This window comes from Pseudomonas sp. TH49 (genome assembly GCF_016650625.1).
In the GTDB taxonomy this organism is placed as follows: Bacteria; Pseudomonadota; Gammaproteobacteria; order Pseudomonadales; family Pseudomonadaceae; genus Aquipseudomonas; species Aquipseudomonas fluorescens_H.
Genome location: NZ_JAEKFL010000001.1, coordinates 2,748,493 through 2,764,909 on the forward strand (window position 1 = coordinate 2,748,493; position 16,417 = coordinate 2,764,909).

A 16,417-nucleotide genomic window follows, 5' to 3' on the forward strand; every position below is an offset into this window, starting at 1 on the left:
GTGTCTCTGATCGCTTCTGACCACTTCCGCATCGTTGTCGGCCTCGGCAAGAGCGGCATGTCCCTGGTTCGCTTCCTGGCGAACCGGGGTGTGTCGTTTGCCGTCGCCGATACGCGGGACAATCCACCGGAACTGGCCACGCTCAAGCGTGACTATCCGCACGTGGAAGTGCGTTGTGGCGAGCTGGACGTCGAATTCCTGTGCCGTGCCGACGAGCTCTACGTGAGCCCCGGCCTGGCGCTGGCGACCCCGGCCCTGCAAGCCGCTGCTGCCCGCGGTGTGAAAATGGCCGGCGACATCGAGCTGTTCGCGCGTAACGCGCGGGCGCCGATCGTGGCCATCACCGGTTCCAACGCGAAAAGCACCGTCACCACCCTGGTCGGCGAGATGGCGGCTGCGGCCGGCAAACGCGTGGCGGTGGGCGGCAACCTCGGTACGCCAGCGCTGGAGTTGCTCAGCGACGACGTCGAGCTGTACGTGATGGAGCTGTCGAGCTTCCAACTGGAAACCACCGACCAGCTCAACGCTGAAGTAGCCACCGTGCTGAACATCAGCGAAGACCACATGGACCGCTACAGCGGCCTGCCGGCGTATCACCTGGCCAAGCACCGGATCTTCCGTGGCGCGAAGCAGTTTGTGGTCAACCGTCAGGACGCACTCAGCCGTCCGCTGATCGGCGAGGGCCAGCCATGCTGGACCTTCGGTCTGAACAAACCGGATTTCAAGGCTTTCGGTCTGCGCGAAGAAGTTGGCGAGAAATACCTGGCCTTCGAATTCCAGAACCTGATGCCGGTGCGCGAACTGAAAGTGCGCGGCGCGCATAACCAGGCCAACGCCCTCGCGGCGCTGGCGCTGGGGCATGCGGTCGGCCTGCCGTTCGACGCCATGCTCGATGCCCTGCGCAATTTCGCCGGTCTCGAACACCGCTGCCAGTGGGTGCGTGATCTCGACGGTGTGGGTTACTACAACGATTCCAAGGCGACCAACGTCGGCGCCGCACTGGCCGCCATCGAAGGCCTGGGCGCGGACATCGACGGCAAAGTCGTGCTGATCGCCGGTGGCGACGGCAAGGGTGCCGAGTTCAAGGATCTGCGCGATCCAGTGGCGGCCAACTGCCGCGCCGTGATCCTGATGGGCCGCGACTCCGACAAGATCGGCGCAGCCATCGGCGATGCGGTACCGCTGATTCGCGCCGGTTCGCTGGTTGAAGCCGTCGAGCAATGCCGCGCGGTCGCCCAGCCGGGTGACGTGGTGCTGCTGTCGCCAGCCTGCGCCAGTTTCGACATGTTCAAGAATTACGAAGACCGTGGTCACCAGTTCGTCCGCGCCGTGGAGGATCTGGCATGAGCCTGCGCAATATCATCAAGCCGTACCCGTCGCCGATCATCACCGGCCGTGGCATCGACCTCGACTTCCCGATGCTCGCCGGTTGCCTGGCGTTGCTGGGCCTTGGCCTGATCATGATCGCCTCGGCCTCCACCGAAGTGGCGGCGGCGCAGTCGGGCAGCGCGCTGTACTACATGATTCGCCACCTGATCTATGTGGCGCTGGGCCTGGGTGCCTGCATCATTACCATGATGATTCCGATCGCCACCTGGCAGCGCCTGGGCTGGATGATGCTGATCGGCGCCTTCGGTCTGCTGGTGATGGTGATCGTCCCCGGGATCGGCCGTGAAGTGAACGGGTCGATGCGCTGGATCGGTTTCAGCTTCTTCAACGTTCAGCCGTCCGAGATCGCCAAGGTGTTTGTGGTGATCTACCTCGCCGGTTATCTGGTACGTCGTCAGAAAGAAGTGCGCGAGAGCTGGATGGGCTTCTTCAAGCCGTTCATCGTGCTGCTGCCGATGGCGGGGCTGTTGCTGATGGAGCCGGACTTCGGCGCCACCGTGGTAATGATGGGCGCTGCGGCAGCGATGCTGTTCCTCGGCGGGGTCGGGCTGTTCCGCTTCTCGCTGATGGTGGTTCTCGCAGTCGGGGCCGTGGTCTTGCTGATTCAGATGCAGCCCTACCGGATGGCGCGTCTGACCAACTTCGCCGACCCGTGGGCCGACCAGTTCGGCGCCGGTTATCAGTTGTCGCAGGCGTTGATTGCCTTCGGTCGCGGTGAGTGGCTGGGCGTTGGCCTGGGCAACAGCGTGCAGAAACAGTTCTACCTGCCTGAAGCGCACACCGACTTCGTGTTCTCCGTACTGGCCGAAGAGCTGGGTGCGGTGGGTTCGCTGTGCACCGTGGCGCTGTTCGTGTTCGTGTGTATTCGCGGCATGTACATCGGTCTGTGGGCCGAAAAAGCCAAGCAGTTCTTCGCCGCTTATGTGGCCTACGGTCTGTCGTTCCTGTGGATCGGTCAGTTCCTGATCAACATCGGGGTGAACGTCGGTCTGCTGCCGACCAAGGGCCTGACCCTGCCGTTCCTCAGTTATGGCGGCAGTTCCCTGGTGATCTGCTGTGCCTGCCTCGGCTTGCTGCTGAGGATCGAGTGGGAGAGTCGGACCCACCTGGGCAGTGAAGAGATGGAGTTCCATGAGAGCGACTTCGCCGAGGAGCCGAACCATGGGCGCTAACGTATTGATCATGGCCGGCGGCACCGGCGGCCACGTGTTCCCGGCGCTGTCCTGTGCCCGTGAATTCCAGGCGCGCGGCTACACCGTGCACTGGCTCGGCACGCCCCGCGGAATCGAAAACGAACTGGTGCCGGCTGCAGGTCTTGAACTGCATCGCATCAACGCCACCGGATTGCGTGGCAAGGGCAAGCTGTCGCTGCTCAAGGCACCGTTCATGCTGCTCAAGTCGGTGTGGCAGGCGCGGGCAGTGATTCGCCAGCTGCGTCCAGTCTGCGTGGTCGGCTTCGGTGGTTATGTGACCGGCCCGGGCGGGATTGCCGCGAAACTGGCCGGTGTGCCGGTGATCGTTCACGAGCAGAACGCTGTGGCCGGCACCGCCAATCGGTTGCTGGTGCCGTTCGCCGCCCGGGTGTGTGAAGCGTTCCCCGACACCTTTACTCTGTCGGACACCCGCCGTACCACCGGAAACCCGGTGCGCAGCGAGCTGTTCCTCGAAACATCGCGACCGGCTCTGGCCGGGCGCAAAGCGCGTTTGCTGATCCTCGGCGGAAGCCTTGGCGCAGAACCGTTGAACAAGTTGCTGCCTGAAGCCCTGGCGCAAGTCCCTGCCGATTTGCGTCCGGAAGTGTTTCATCAGGCCGGCAAAAACCACGATGAAGTGACTGCAGAGCGCTACCGCGCCGCCGGCGTGGATGCGCAGGTGCAGCCCTTTATCAAAGACATGGCCCAGGCCTATGGCTGGGCTGACCTGGTGGTGTGCCGCGCTGGCGCGCTGACCATCAGTGAGCTGGCTGCCGTTGGTCTGCCCTCGATGCTGGTGCCTTTGCCCCACGCGATCGACGATCACCAGACCCGCAACGCCGATTATTTGGCCCGTGAAGGCGCAGCCTTCGTGATGCCGCAAAGAACGACTGGTGCCGCGGACCTTGCCGCGCGCCTGACAGAGGTCTTGATGCAACCGCAACGACTCGAAGAAATGGCCCAAGCGGCCCGCCGTCTGGCCAAACCCGATGCCACCCGTAGCGTGGTCGATACCTGCCTGGAGGTGGCCCATGGTTGAGAATCAGAAAGCCATGCCACAACCGGAAATGCGCCGCATCCGTCGCATCCACTTCGTCGGTATCGGCGGCGTGGGCATGTGCGGCATTGCCGAAGTGTTGTTGAACCTGGGCTATGAAGTGTCCGGTTCCGACCTGAAAGCTTCGCCAGTAACCGAGCGTCTGGAATCGTTCGGTGCGCACATCTATATCGGCCACCGTGCCGAGAACGCCGCTACCGCTGACGTGCTGGTGGTGTCGAGTGCTGTCAACACCTCCAACCCGGAAGTGGCGACCGCTCTTGAGCGCCGTATCCCAGTGGTGCCACGTGCCGAAATGCTCGCCGAGCTGATGCGCTATCGCCACGGCATCGCCGTCGCCGGTACCCACGGCAAGACCACCACCACCAGCCTGATCGCTTCGGTGTTCGCCGCCGGTGGCCTGGACCCGACTTTCGTTATCGGTGGCCGTCTGAATGCCGCGGGCACCAATGCCCAGCTCGGCACCAGCCGCTACCTGATCGCCGAAGCCGACGAAAGCGACGCGAGCTTCCTGCACCTGCAACCGCTGGTGGCCGTGGTCACCAACATCGACGCCGACCATATGGCGACCTACGACGGTGATTTCAACAAACTGAAGAAAACCTTCGTCGAGTTCCTGCACAACCTGCCGTTCTACGGTTTGGCGGTAATGTGCCTGGACGATCCGGTGGTGCGTGAAATCCTGCCGCTGGTCAAACGTCCGACCGTGACCTACGGCTTCAGCGAAGACGCCGACGTGCGCGCGATCAATGTGCGCCAGCAAGGCATGCAGACTTTCTTCACCGTGCTGCGCCCGGATCGCGAGCCGCTGGACGTGTCCGTGAACATGCCGGGCAACCACAACGTGCTCAACTCGTTGGCGACCATCTGCATCGCCAGCGACGAAGGCGTCAGCGACGAAGCCATCGTCCAGGGCCTGTCCGGTTTCCAGGGTGTCGGCCGACGCTTCCAGGTCTACGGCGAACTGCCGGTGGACGGCGGCAATGTGATGCTGGTCGACGACTACGGTCACCACCCGACCGAAGTCGCTGCGGTGATCAAAGCCGTGCGCGGTGGCTGGCCGGACCGCCGTCTGGTGATGGTCTACCAGCCGCATCGCTACAGCCGCACCCGTGACCTGTACGACGATTTCGTCAATGTACTGGCCGACGCCAACGTGCTGCTGCTGATGGAAGTCTATCCGGCCGGCGAAGAGCCGATTCCGGGCGCGGACAGCCGCAAACTGTGCAACAGCATCCGTCAGCGCGGTCAGCTCGACCCGATCTACATCGAACGCGGTGTCGACCTCGCGCCGCTGGTCAAGCCGCTGCTGCGTGCCGGCGACATTCTGCTGTGCCAGGGCGCCGGTGATATCGGCGGTCTCGCACCAAAACTGTTGAAAAGTGAGTTGTTCGCCGGCGCCGTGGCTGCGTCGGTCGAGGGGAAGTTGAAATGACTGCTGCCTACGCCAACCTGTTCTCCACCATCGCGCCGAAAGATTTCGGCCGTGTCGCCGTGCTGTTCGGTGGCATGAGTGCCGAGCGTGAGGTTTCGCTGAAATCCGGTAACGCCGTGCTCGACGCGCTGCAAAGCGCTGGCGTGGACGCGTTCGGGATCGACGTCGGCGAGGATTTTCTGCAGCGTCTGCTGAACGAAAAGATCGACCGCGCGTTCATCATCCTCCACGGTCGTGGCGGTGAAGACGGCTCGATGCAGGGCCTGCTCGAGTGTGCCGGCATTCCGTACACCGGCAGCGGCATCCTTGCCTCGGCACTGGCAATGGACAAGCTGCGCACCAAGCAGGTCTGGCACAGCCTCGGGATTCCGACGCCGCGTCACGCCGTGCTGTGCAGCGAAGCCGATTGTATTTCCGCGGCGACGGAACTGGGCTTCCCTTTGATCGTCAAACCGGCGCATGAAGGTTCAAGTATCGGGATGGCCAAAGTGAGTTCTGCGTCCGAGTTGATCGACGCATGGAAAGCGGCCAGTACCTACGATTCGCAAGTCTTGGTCGAGCAATGGATTCAAGGTCCGGAGTTCACCATCGCCACCCTGCGTGACCAGGTGTTGCCTCCTATCGCCCTGGGTACACCGCACACGTTCTACGACTACGACGCCAAATACATCGCCAACGATACCCAGTACCGCATTCCGTGCGGGCTGGATGCCACCAAGGAACAGGAACTCATGGATCTCACGGCCAAGGCCTGTGAGGCGCTGGGTATTGCCGGTTGGGCCAGGGCGGACGTGATGCAGGACGCCGACGGTCAGTTCTGGTTCCTGGAAGTGAACACCGCACCGGGCATGACCGATCACAGCCTGGTGCCGATGGCGGCCCGTGCTGCCGGTCTGGACTTCCAGCAACTGGTTCTGGCCATTCTGGCCGCCAGTGTTGAAGGCTCCGGTCATACAGAGGCGCGAGGTTAAGACCATGCAAGGCGCTCAGCTCAGACATCAGCCACCCGCACCCGGCCGCAAGCCGGTGCCGCGGGGTGCCAGCCGAATGGTGGCCAAAGAGCCGATGTCCGCGCGCCTGCCGAAAGCCAATTTCGGCTTTCTGAAAAGCCTGTTCTGGCCGGTACTGCTGGTGGTGCTCGGGTTCGGTACCTACGAAGGTGCGCAGCGCTTGCTGCCGTACGCCGACCGGCCGATCACCAAGATCGCCGTGCAGGGTGACCTGAGTTACATCAGCCAGCAGGCGGTGCAGCAGCGAATCGCCCCGTACGTGGCGTCGAGCTTTTTCACCATCGACTTGGCCGGGATGCGCACCGAGCTTGAACAGATGCCATGGATCGCCCACGCCGAAGTACGCCGGGTGTGGCCGGATCAAGTGGTGATCCGCCTTGAAGAGCAACTGCCGGTGGCCCGTTGGGGCGACGAGTCGCTGCTCAACAACCAGGGCCAGGCATTTACGCCAAAGGAACTGGCGAACTACGAACACCTGCCACAGCTGTTCGGTCCACAACGGGCCCAGCAGCAAGTGATGCAGCAGTATCAGGTGCTGAGCCAGATGCTCCGGCCGCTGGGCTTCTCGATCGCGCGCCTGGAATTGCGTGAACGTGGCAGCTGGTTCCTGACCACCGGTGCCGGCAGTTCCGGCCCCGGCATCGAGTTGCTGCTGGGACGCGGCAACCTGGTGGAAAAGATGCGCCGCTTCATTGCCATCTATGACAAGACGCTTAAAGACCAGATTACGAACATTGCGCGCATCGATCTGCGCTACGCCAACGGCCTCGCTGTTGGCTGGCGGGAACCTGCAGCGCCGACGACAGACAAACCCGCTGTCGCAAAGAATTAAGAAGAGGCAGGACCCATGGCAAACGTGCAAAGCGGCAAAATGATCGTCGGTCTGGATATCGGCACCTCCAAGGTGGTGGCGCTGGTAGGCGAGGTCGCGGACGACGGCACGCTGGAAATCGTCGGTATCGGTACTCACCCGTCCCGCGGCCTGAAGAAGGGCGTGGTGGTGAACATCGAGTCGACCGTGCAATCGATCCAGCGCGCGATCGAAGAGGCCCAACTGATGGCGGGCTGCCGCATTCACTCGGCGTTCGTCGGCGTGGCCGGCAATCACATCCGCAGCCTGAACTCCCACGGCATCGTGGCGATTCGTGACCGCGAAGTGAGCTCGGCTGACCTGGAGCGCGTACTCGATGCCGCCCAGGCCGTGGCGATCCCGGCTGACCAGCGCGTGCTGCACACCCTGCCGCAGGATTACGTGATCGATAACCAGGAAGGCGTCCGCGAGCCGCTGGGCATGTCCGGCGTCCGTCTGGAAGCCAAGGTTCACGTGGTCACCTGCGCCGTCAATGCTGCACAGAACATTGAAAAATGTGTGCGTCGCTGCGGTCTGGAAATCGACGACATCATTCTCGAGCAATTGGCCTCGGCCTACTCGGTGCTGACCGACGACGAAAAAGAGTTGGGTGTGTGCCTGGTCGACATCGGCGGCGGCACCACCGACATCGCGATCTTCACCGAAGGCGCGATCCGCCACACCGCGGTGATCCCGATTGCCGGTGATCAGGTGACCAACGACATCGCCATGGCGTTGCGCACCCCGACCCAGTACGCCGAAGAGATCAAGATTCGCTACGCCTGCGCCCTGGCCAAACTGGCCGGTGCCGGCGAAACCATCAAGGTGCCGAGCGTTGGCGACCGTCCACCGCGCGAACTGTCGCGTCAGGCCCTGGCCGAAGTGGTCGAGCCGCGTTACGACGAACTGTTCACCCTGATTCAGGCCGAGCTGCGTCGCAGCGGCTACGAAGACCTGATCCCGGCGGGCATCGTGCTGACCGGCGGTACTTCGAAGATGGAAGGCGCCACCGAGCTGGCCGAAGAAATCTTCCACATGCCGGTTCGTCTGGGCGTGCCGCACGGCGTGAAGGGCCTGGATGACGTGGTGCGCAACCCGATTTATTCCACTGGCGTTGGCTTGTTGATGTACGGCCTGCAGAAGCAGTCCGACGGGATCTCGTTCTCCGGCATCGGCAGCCGCGACAGCTACAGCAACGATGAGCCGCAGGCGCCGTTGCTGGACCGATTGAAGAAGTGGGTTCAAGGCAACTTCTAAAGCTTTACCGCAACACCGCAACAAAAATGCAGTAGGCGAAAAAACTAGAGAATGTAAGGAGAGGGAAAATGTTCGAACTCGTAGACAACATCCCCGCAAGCCCGGTAATCAAAGTTATCGGTGTCGGCGGTGGCGGCGGCAACGCTGTCAACCACATGGTCAAGAGCAACATCGAAGGCGTTGAATTCATCTGCGCCAACACCGATGCTCAAGCGCTGAAAAACATCGGCGCGCGTACCATCCTGCAACTGGGCACCGGTGTGACCAAAGGCCTGGGCGCCGGCGCCAACCCGGAAGTCGGCCGTCAGGCTGCGCTGGAAGATCGCGAGCGCATCGCTGAAGTGCTGGCCGGCACCAACATGGTGTTCATCACCACCGGCATGGGCGGTGGTACCGGTACCGGTGCTGCGCCGATCATCGCCGAAGTGGCCAAGGAAATGGGCATCCTGACCGTTGCGGTCGTGACCCGTCCGTTCCCGTTCGAAGGCCGCAAGCGTATGCAGATCGCCGACGAAGGCATCCGCATGCTCTCCGAAAGCGTCGACTCGTTGATCACCATCCCTAACGAGAAGCTGCTGACCATCCTCGGTAAAGACGCCAGCCTGCTGTCGGCTTTCGCCAAGGCTGACGACGTCCTGGCCGGTGCCGTTCGCGGTATCTCCGACATCATCAAGCGTCCGGGCATGATCAACGTCGACTTCGCCGACGTGCGTACCGTGATGAGCGAAATGGGCATGGCGATGATGGGCACTGGCTGCGCCAGCGGTCCGAACCGTGCACGTGAAGCGACCGAAGCGGCCATCCGCAACCCGCTGCTGGAAGACGTGAACCTGCAAGGTGCACGCGGCATTCTGGTGAACATCACCGCCGGTCCTGACCTGTCCCTGGGTGAGTACTCCGACGTGGGTAGCATCATCGAAGCCTTCGCTTCCGAGCACGCGATGGTCAAGGTCGGTACCGTTATCGATCCGGACATGCGCGACGAACTGCACGTCACCGTGGTTGCCACCGGTCTGGGCGCGAAAATCGAGAAGCCTGTGAAGGTCATCGACAACACCGTTCACACCTCCATGGCTTCCGCTCAGGTTCAACAACCGGCTCCTGCGCGTCAGGAAGCTCCGGCGGTGAACTACCGTGACCTGGACCGTCCGACCGTCATGCGCAACCAGGCTCAGGCCGGTGCTGCGACTGCCGCGAAGATGAACCCGCAGGACGATCTGGATTACCTGGACATCCCGGCATTCCTGCGTCGTCAGGCCGATTGATGGAATGTATCAGGGCTATGACGGTGATTGGTGTTCAGCAAAGGCTCGGTCTGCTATTATCGCCAGCCTTTGTTGATACCAGTTCGCAATTTGCGCTGAAGCGGCCCAAGCCATGATTAAACAACGCACACTGAAAAATATTATCCGTGCCACAGGTGTAGGCCTGCACTCCGGGGAGAAGGTCTACCTGACCCTCAAGCCTGCGCCTGTCGACACTGGCATTGTGTTTTGTCGCGCTGACCTCGACCCTGTGGTGCAGATTCCTGCCCGCGCGGAAAACGTTGGTGAAACCACTATGTCGACGACGCTGATCAACGGCGACGTCAAAGTGGACACGGTAGAGCACTTGCTCTCGGCCATGGCTGGCCTGGGCATCGATAACGCCTACGTCGAGCTCTCCGCGTCCGAAGTCCCGATCATGGATGGCAGCGCTGGACCGTTCGTATTCCTGATTCAATCGGCTGGCCTGGAAGAGCAGGACGCCGCCAAGAAATTCATCCGCATCCTGCGTGAAGTGACAGTGGAAGACGGCGACAAGCGCGCCACTTTCGTCCCTTTCGAAGGGTTCAAGGTGAGCTTCGAGATCGATTTCGATCACCCGGTTTTCCGGGACCGCACCCAAAGTGCAAGCGTGGATTTTTCCAGCACTTCGTTCGTAAAAGAAGTCAGCCGCGCCCGTACTTTCGGTTTCATGAGTGACATCGAGTACCTGCGCAAGCACAACCTCGCACTCGGCGGCAGCGTTGAAAACGCGATCGTGGTTGATTCCGATGGTGTACTGAACGAAGACGGCCTTCGCTACGAAGACGAATTCGTGAAGCACAAGATCCTCGATGCGATTGGCGACCTGTACCTGCTGGGTAACAGCCTGATTGGTGAGTTCAAAGGCTTCAAGTCCGGTCATGCACTGAACAACCAGCTGCTGCGCAAGTTGATTGAGCAGACAGATGCGTGGGAAGTCGTGACGTTCGAAGACGCCAGCACTGCACCGATCTCTTACATGCGCCCGGTTGCGGCGGTGTAAGTAAAAAACCTCTCTAGTTTTTTGAAGGCCATCTTCGGATGGCCTTTTTTTATGCCCTGAATTTGATGTTGTCTGTTCTGGCCTCTTCGCGAGCAAGCCCGCTCCCACATTTGGAATGCGTTCCCTTGTGGGAGCGGGCTTGCTCGCGAAGAGGCCAGTTCAATCGCCGCAAAAATCAGCCAGCCACCACCACCCGATTCCGCCCACCTTCCTTGGCCTGATACAACGCCTTGTCCGCCGCAAACAGCAGTTGCTCAAGCGACATCTCGACCGCAGTTGTCCAGGTGCTGATACCGATACTGACGGTCATCGCCACGTCTGCACCCTCGACCCTCGGCATCTGCTCGACCGCCTGGCGGATATGTTCGGCAATCTGTCGCGCGCCGCTGCTGTCGGTTTCAGCGAGGATCACCGAGAACTCTTCGCCGCCGTAACGGGCGACCAGATCCCCCGGTCGTCGCACGTTCGCCGTGATCACCTTGGCCAATTCACGCAGCGCCTGATCACCGGCCTGATGCCCATGGCGGTCGTTGAACGCCTTGAAGTGGTCGGCATCGATCATCATCACTGACAACGGCTTGCCCGAACGCTGGGCGCGGAACCATTCGTGGCGTAGCGCCTGATCGAGCATCCGCCGGTTGGCCACGCCGGTCAGCGCATCGGTGGCGGCCAGTTGCGCCAGTTCGCGTTCGGCGCGCTGGCGCAAGCGCAGCTCACGGGCCAGCAGCCAGGTCAACCACAGCAGCCCGACACACAGCACGCCGGTGGCACCACTGATCAACAGCGCCGTGCGGCGCCAGGTGCCGAACACTTCATCACTGGAGAGCGCAACCATCACCGTCAACGGCAGATTGCCGACCCGCGAATAGGTGTAGAGCCGTTGCTGATGGTCCATGCTCGAGGTGCTGGTGAAACTGCCGCTGCCATCCTTGTCGCTAAGAATCCTCACCACGTTGGGCCGGTTGCCAAAGCTCTTGCCGATGGAGTCGCTTTGCAGATACGGCTTCTGCGCCAGCAGGACGCCGTCGCTGTTGATGATGTTCAGCGTGCTGCCTTTGCCGATGTCGAGACTGTTGAACAACTGATCGAAGTAGTCGAGCTTCATCGACGCCACCGCAACGCCAGCGAACTCACCGGTGTCCGAGGAGATCCGCCGACTGAAGCTGATACGCCACTGGTTGGCTTCGTCGCAATCGCAACGGGTCTTGAACGGGCGGCTGATGAACATGCCCATGTCACGGTTGAAAGCATGGGCGAGGAAATAATCACGGTCGGCGAAGTTGCCCGGCTTGGGTTCGACCCGCGATGAGTCGGCGACCACATCGCCATGTTTGTCGAGCAGCAGGATGTCGCCTTTGAAGCGCGCGGTGGTCGAGCGGTCGAACAGCGCCAGATGGCGGATCTGCGGGGTGACGTCGCGCAAGTCATCGCGCTGGGCGGCGGCGATCAGGCCTTGCAGGGTCAGGTCATACAACTCGACCGTGCGCAGGACATCGGCGTCGATCAACTGGGCGATGGTGGTGGCGCTGCGGGTGGCCGACTCCTGAGCGTTGGCGTGCTCACGAATCAGCAGAAAAGTGACGATGCACAGAATCGCGATCACAGTCAGCGAACTGCCGCAGATCAGCAGCAATTCGGGGCGTCCGGTCTTGCCCGCCACAGGTGGGGTACGGCTCGCGATCATGATGGGGGCTGTCGGTTGAGAGGATCTTATTAGCGTAGTTGCATCAAGTCAGTGACGGTATTCCATTGTGGGAGCGGGCTTGCTCGCGAATGCGCCGTGTCATTCAACATTGTTGTCGACTGATGCAGCGCATTCGCGAGCAAGCCCGCTCCCACAGGGTATATCTCTCAATTCAAGACCGTGGCGCAGGGGTGATCTTAGAAGACGTTGATCGGGTAGTCGACAATCACACGGTATTCATCGGTGTCGGTATCGATCGCGCCGTAACCATTGCCGCCCCGGTTGGTCGCCCATTGCAGGCGTACCGCGAGATTTTTCGCCTGGCCGCTCTGCACCACGTATTTCAGATCGAGGTCGCGCTCCCAATGCTGGGCGTTGCGACCGTCGGCGCTGTACCACGAAGCATAGCCTTTGCTGTGCGGATCGACCTTGGTCAGGTCCACGGTGCCGCGCGAATAGGAGACCGCCGAAGTCAGACCCGGCATCCCCAGCCCGGCGAAGTCATAGGCGTACTTGAGCTTCCACGAGCGCTCGTTCGGGCCGTTGAAGTCCGAATATTGCTGCGAGTTGTCGAGGTAAACGCTGTCGCCCTGGCTGATGTAGTCGAACGGCGTGTTGCCGTTCACGCGCTGATATGCGGCAGTAACGCTGTGGCTGCCGATGCCGACGGTGAAATGCAGGCTGTAGGTGTTGTTGTCGATGTTGCCCAGCAGCGCGTTGCCGGTGTCCTGCGTGTGATAGAAGTGCAGGCCCGGGTTGAGGCTGACCAGATCGTTCAACTGCCAGGTGTAATCCAGGTCGTAGTAGTACTGGTTCCAGATGTCCTTCAACTCGGCAGCGTACAGATTGCTGGTCAAGCCTTCGACGCCGCTCCAGGACACGCCGGCCCAGTTCAGGTGCCGGCTTGCGTCACCTTCGGCGAGTTTGCCGTAGGAGGTACCGATGCGCTGGTGGCCACTCTGGTTGTACGGCTTGGTGAAACTGGCCTGGCCACCTTCAAACATCCAGCCGTCGAAACTGTGGTTGGTCAAGCTGACACCGCGGAAGGTCTGCGGCAGCATGCGCGACTCGCCGCCGGCAATCACCGGGTTGGTGAGGAACAGGTCGCCGGCCTTCAACTCGGTATCGAACGCACGCATTTTCAACGTGCCGCCCGCGGTCGAGAACGAGCCCGGCGCTTTGCCGTTGCCATCGCTGACCGGCAGGATGCTCGAGCCATCGGTACCGCCACCGCCGTCGAGCTTCAGCCCGAGCATGGCGTGGGCGTCGATGCCGAAGCCGACCGTGCCTTCGGTGTAACCCGACTGGAAGATCCCGAGAAAACCCTGGCCCCACTCGATGTTGTCGTCCGTCTGCTGCAGACGGTTGCGATTCATGTAGTAGTTGCGAGCGTTGAGGTTGAGGCTCGAGCCTTCGACGAAACCTTCCTTGGCGGCTTCGTCGGCATGGGCCGCGGGGGCAATCGTTGCGGCAATTGCAATGAACAGCGGGGTGACGCGGACTGGGTAACGCACTTGCGATGGAGCTCCTTGGGTCAACTGACACTTCAATGTTTTGAGGTGCGGGATGTTTCTTGTTTTTACAGACGAACCAAACGGCTTTCAGACCACAACGAAAAAAGGCCGCTGAAAGGCAGCGGCCTGGAAGGACGACGGTTGAACGGGAAGAGCCAAACAACCGCGTCGAGGGAAATTTTTCGCGGTGCGCGACTCAGCTGTCTTTCTCGGCTGCTTGAGCCTGGGAAGTGGCGGCCTGAGGGGCTTGCGAGGCGTCCTGCGACTTGACCATCACTTCTGCCTGAGACTGCTCGAAGGCGTGAGCGCGCGCGGCATTCTGTGCGATGAACGCTTGCGATTCTTCAGCCATCGCCATGGGCGACAGGATCAATGAGGACAAAACGAAAGCGCTGGCAATACCCATACTGTTGGACATCTGGAAAACCTTCTTGCTTGGCAAGTGCTGTTTGGTGCGGGCAAAGATAAGGTTGCCGGACGTTGGGAAACAGCCTGATTTTCATAAATGACTGTTGCAGTACAAGCAAAGATCAATCACGGGTGAACGCCATTCCTTGTGGCGAGGGAGCTTGCTCCCGCTGGGCTGCGAAGCGGCCCCAAACCCGTCAATCACATTCATTCAGACAAACTGAATGTGCAGGATTTACGACTGCTGCGCAGCCGAGCGGGAGCAAGCTCCCTCGCCACAGGGGTTTGCTTTTCAGTTAAACCGGGAGGTGGATGCCGAACGTATTCATCCCCCGATCACTGCGTACAAACACATCGCCACCGTGCATCAGCGCAATCGCCTTGACGATCGCCAGCCCCAGCCCATGGTTGTTGCCGCTGTTGCTGCGCGAGGCATCGACCCGATAGAAGCGCTCGAACAAGCGCGGCAAGTGCTCGCTGGCAATCGGCGATCCCGGATTGGCCACGCCGATGCTGACCTGATGTTCCTCGACTTCGATCCGCACCTCGATCACCTTGCCCGGTTCGGTGTGCTGCACCGCGTTGCTCAGCAGATTGATCAGCGCCCGACGCAGATGCGCGATCTCGATTCGCACCTGTGCGTCGCCACTCACATGCACCTGCACTTGCGCGTCTTCGAGGATAAAATCCAGGTAATCCAGCGTGGTTGCAACTTCATCCGCCAGCGAGGTCTCGGTCAGTTTGGTCGCCTTGCTGCCCTGGTCGGCGCTGGCAAGGAACAGCATGTCGTTGATGATCGAACGCAGGCGTTCCAGCTCTTCGAGGTTGGATTGCAGCACCTCGAAATAGTGTTCGGCGGAGCGTCCGCGCGTCAGCGCGACCTGGGTCTGACCGATCAGGTTGGTCAGCGGCGAACGCAGCTCATGCGCCACGTCGGCGTTGAACGATTCCAGCCGTGAGTACGCCTGTTCGACCCGTTCCAGCGTCGAGTTGAACGACTCGACAAACTGCGCAAGCTCCGGCGGCAGCGGCGACAGACGCAAGCGCCCCGAACGCAATGGCGGCGCCAGACGCTGCGCCTCGTAGGACAGTTTGATCAGCGGTTGCAGGCCAATCCGGGCCACCCAGTACCCGAGCGCCGAGGCCAGCGCCACGCCGATAATCGCCAGACCGATCAAGGCAATCAGCAACTGATGTTGCGTCTGGTGAAACGTATCGGTGTCGATGCCGATCATGAAGCGCAGCGGCGGGCGTTGGTCCTTGGCCGGAAACTGGCTGACCAGCACTTTCAGCGGATAGGGCTGGTCGGGCAATTGCAGGTCGCGCATGCCCAATGGGCCGTTGGCGAACTCGCGAATCTGCGGGGTCAGGTTGCCAAACTCATACTGCGGGTCACCGCTGCTGATCCAGAAACTGATGCGCTTGTCTTCCTCGCCCAGCAGCTTGAGTTTGTTGTTGATCTTCACCCAATGATCGGGCGTGCCGTAACGACCGACGGTGGATTCGAGCACGCTGTAACGCGCATCCAGCTCGGCTTCCGGCAGCAGGCCCAGGCCCTTGTCGACCTGCTGATACAGCGCGCCGCCGATCAACAGAAACACCAGTAGCGCCACCAGCGTAAACATCCCACTGAGGCGCAGGGCAATCGAGTTACTGGACACCACGGCTCTCCAGCACGTAACCCATGCCACGAATGGTGTGCAGCAGTTTCTCGTCGAACGGCCCGTCGAGCTTGGCCCGCAGACGCTTGATCGCGACTTCGACGACGTTCGCGTCGCTGTCGAAATTGATGTCCCAGACCATCTCGGCAATCGCGGTTTTCGAGAGGATTTCACCTTGTCGGCGCGCCAGAACGCTGAGCAGCGAGAACTCTTTCGCCGTCAGATCCAGTCGGGTGCCGGCGCGGGTGGCCTTGCGGCTGATCAGATCAATCCACAGGTCGGCGATGCTCACTTGCACCGGTTCATGGCCACCGCTGCGCCGGGTCAGCGCCTGCAAACGCGCTACCAGCTCCAGAAAGGAAAACGGCTTGCCGAGGTAATCGTCGGCGCCGTCACGCAGGCCCCTGATCCGGTCTTCGACGCGCTCGCGGGCGGTGAGCATGATCACCGGGGTCTGCTTGCGCGCACGTAAGGCGCGCAGCACGCCGAAGCCGTCCAGGCCCGGCAACATCACGTCGAGGACGATCACCGCGTAGTCGCTTTCCAGCGCCAGGTGCAGGCCCTCGACGCCGTCGCGGGCCAGATCCACGGTGTAACCCTGTTCCGTCAGACCGCGGTGCAGATAATCCGCGGTTTTTTCCTCGTCTTCGATAATCAGAACGCGCATGAC

At 61.3% G+C, this 16,417-nt stretch carries 14 protein-coding genes; 9 read left to right on the forward strand and 5 right to left on the reverse strand.

The features are described from left to right. The 9 genes from murD (at position 1) to lpxC (ending at position 10,480) form a co-directional block, all read left to right on the forward strand. A complete protein-coding gene (gene murD / locus JFU48_RS12575; protein ID WP_201136628.1) occupies positions 1-1,347 on the forward strand; it encodes a UDP-N-acetylmuramoyl-L-alanine--D-glutamate ligase in 1,347 nt (448 codons plus the stop codon). Beyond that, positions 1,344-2,561, forward strand: coding sequence for a putative lipid II flippase FtsW (gene ftsW, locus JFU48_RS12580; protein WP_003228018.1), 1,218 nt, complete (start codon positions 1,344-1,346; stop codon positions 2,559-2,561). The genes murD and ftsW overlap by 4 nt, the downstream gene beginning before the upstream one ends. After that, complete coding sequence (gene murG, locus JFU48_RS12585) at positions 2,551-3,621, forward strand: undecaprenyldiphospho-muramoylpentapeptide beta-N-acetylglucosaminyltransferase (protein WP_003228017.1); 1,071 nt, start codon at positions 2,551-2,553, stop codon at positions 3,619-3,621. The genes ftsW and murG overlap by 11 nt, the downstream gene beginning before the upstream one ends. After that, positions 3,614-5,074: a UDP-N-acetylmuramate--L-alanine ligase gene (gene murC / locus JFU48_RS12590; RefSeq protein WP_201136629.1), complete on the forward strand. Its 1,461-nt coding sequence runs from the start codon at positions 3,614-3,616 to the stop codon at positions 5,072-5,074. The genes murG and murC overlap by 8 nt, the downstream gene beginning before the upstream one ends. After that, positions 5,071-6,045, forward strand: coding sequence for a D-alanine--D-alanine ligase (locus tag JFU48_RS12595; protein WP_003228016.1), 975 nt, complete (start codon positions 5,071-5,073; stop codon positions 6,043-6,045). Before murC ends, JFU48_RS12595 begins: the two co-directional genes overlap by 4 nt. A gap of 4 nt (positions 6,046-6,049) precedes the next feature. After that, on the forward strand, positions 6,050-6,916 hold the full coding sequence (locus tag JFU48_RS12600; protein WP_003228015.1) for a cell division protein FtsQ/DivIB: 867 nt from the start codon (positions 6,050-6,052) through the stop codon (positions 6,914-6,916). A 15-nt stretch (positions 6,917-6,931) separates the two neighbouring features. Further along, entirely contained in the window at positions 6,932-8,191 is a 1,260-nt protein-coding gene (ftsA, locus tag JFU48_RS12605; protein WP_003228014.1) for a cell division protein FtsA, read from the forward strand. A 68-nt stretch (positions 8,192-8,259) separates the two neighbouring features. Continuing rightward, positions 8,260-9,456: a cell division protein FtsZ gene (gene ftsZ, locus JFU48_RS12610; RefSeq protein ID WP_003228013.1), complete on the forward strand. Its 1,197-nt coding sequence runs from the start codon at positions 8,260-8,262 to the stop codon at positions 9,454-9,456. Positions 9,457-9,568: 112 nt separating this feature from the next. Then, the gene (gene lpxC / locus JFU48_RS12615) at positions 9,569-10,480 is read left to right on the forward strand and encodes a UDP-3-O-acyl-N-acetylglucosamine deacetylase (protein WP_007961638.1); all 912 of its coding nucleotides are present in this window, start codon (positions 9,569-9,571) and stop codon (positions 10,478-10,480) included. A 175-nt stretch (positions 10,481-10,655) separates the two neighbouring features. On the opposite strand, the gene JFU48_RS12620 is transcribed toward lpxC, so the two are convergent. The 5 genes from JFU48_RS12620 to JFU48_RS12640 all read right to left on the reverse strand — a co-directional run bounded on the left by JFU48_RS12620 (position 10,656) and on the right by JFU48_RS12640 (position 16,414). Next, positions 10,656-12,164: a sensor domain-containing diguanylate cyclase gene (locus JFU48_RS12620; RefSeq protein WP_003228012.1), complete on the reverse strand. Its 1,509-nt coding sequence runs from the start codon at positions 12,162-12,164 to the stop codon at positions 10,656-10,658. A gap of 197 nt (positions 12,165-12,361) precedes the next feature. After that, complete coding sequence (locus JFU48_RS12625; protein ID WP_201136630.1) at positions 12,362-13,678, reverse strand: OprD family outer membrane porin; 1,317 nt, start codon at positions 13,676-13,678, stop codon at positions 12,362-12,364. A gap of 196 nt (positions 13,679-13,874) precedes the next feature. Beyond that, on the reverse strand, positions 13,875-14,096 hold the full coding sequence (locus tag JFU48_RS12630; protein WP_003228010.1) for a hypothetical protein: 222 nt from the start codon (positions 14,094-14,096) through the stop codon (positions 13,875-13,877). A 286-nt stretch (positions 14,097-14,382) separates the two neighbouring features. Further along, positions 14,383-15,747 carry a heavy metal sensor histidine kinase gene (locus JFU48_RS12635; protein WP_201136631.1) on the reverse strand — a complete coding sequence of 455 codons (1,365 nt, stop codon included), beginning with the start codon at positions 15,745-15,747 and terminating at the stop codon, positions 14,383-14,385. Beyond that, positions 15,737-16,414, reverse strand: coding sequence for a heavy metal response regulator transcription factor (locus tag JFU48_RS12640; RefSeq protein WP_003228008.1), 678 nt, complete (start codon positions 16,412-16,414; stop codon positions 15,737-15,739). The genes JFU48_RS12635 and JFU48_RS12640 overlap by 11 nt, the downstream gene beginning before the upstream one ends. Positions 16,415-16,417: the final 3 nt, after the last annotated feature.

What these genes read in the sequence shown, in the direction of transcription:
- murC (WP_201136629.1), top strand. Translation starts at nt 3,614, where the DNA reads ATGGTTGAGAATCAGAAAGCCATGCCACAACCGGAAATGCGCCGCATC.
- murG (WP_003228017.1), top strand. Translation starts at nt 2,551, where the DNA reads ATGGGCGCTAACGTATTGATCATGGCCGGCGGCACCGGCGGCCACGTG.
- JFU48_RS12595 (WP_003228016.1), top strand. Translation starts at nt 5,071, where the DNA reads ATGACTGCTGCCTACGCCAACCTGTTCTCCACCATCGCGCCGAAAGAT.
- JFU48_RS12630 (WP_003228010.1), bottom strand. Translation starts at nt 14,096, where the DNA reads ATGTCCAACAGTATGGGTATTGCCAGCGCTTTCGTTTTGTCCTCATTG.
- ftsZ (WP_003228013.1), top strand. Translation starts at nt 8,260, where the DNA reads ATGTTCGAACTCGTAGACAACATCCCCGCAAGCCCGGTAATCAAAGTT.
- lpxC (WP_007961638.1), top strand. Translation starts at nt 9,569, where the DNA reads ATGATTAAACAACGCACACTGAAAAATATTATCCGTGCCACAGGTGTA.
- JFU48_RS12600 (WP_003228015.1), top strand. Translation starts at nt 6,050, where the DNA reads ATGCAAGGCGCTCAGCTCAGACATCAGCCACCCGCACCCGGCCGCAAG.
- JFU48_RS12640 (WP_003228008.1), bottom strand. Translation starts at nt 16,414, where the DNA reads ATGCGCGTTCTGATTATCGAAGACGAGGAAAAAACCGCGGATTATCTG.
- ftsA (WP_003228014.1), top strand. Translation starts at nt 6,932, where the DNA reads ATGGCAAACGTGCAAAGCGGCAAAATGATCGTCGGTCTGGATATCGGC.
- ftsW (WP_003228018.1), top strand. Translation starts at nt 1,344, where the DNA reads ATGAGCCTGCGCAATATCATCAAGCCGTACCCGTCGCCGATCATCACC.
- JFU48_RS12620 (WP_003228012.1), bottom strand. Translation starts at nt 12,164, where the DNA reads ATGATCGCGAGCCGTACCCCACCTGTGGCGGGCAAGACCGGACGCCCC.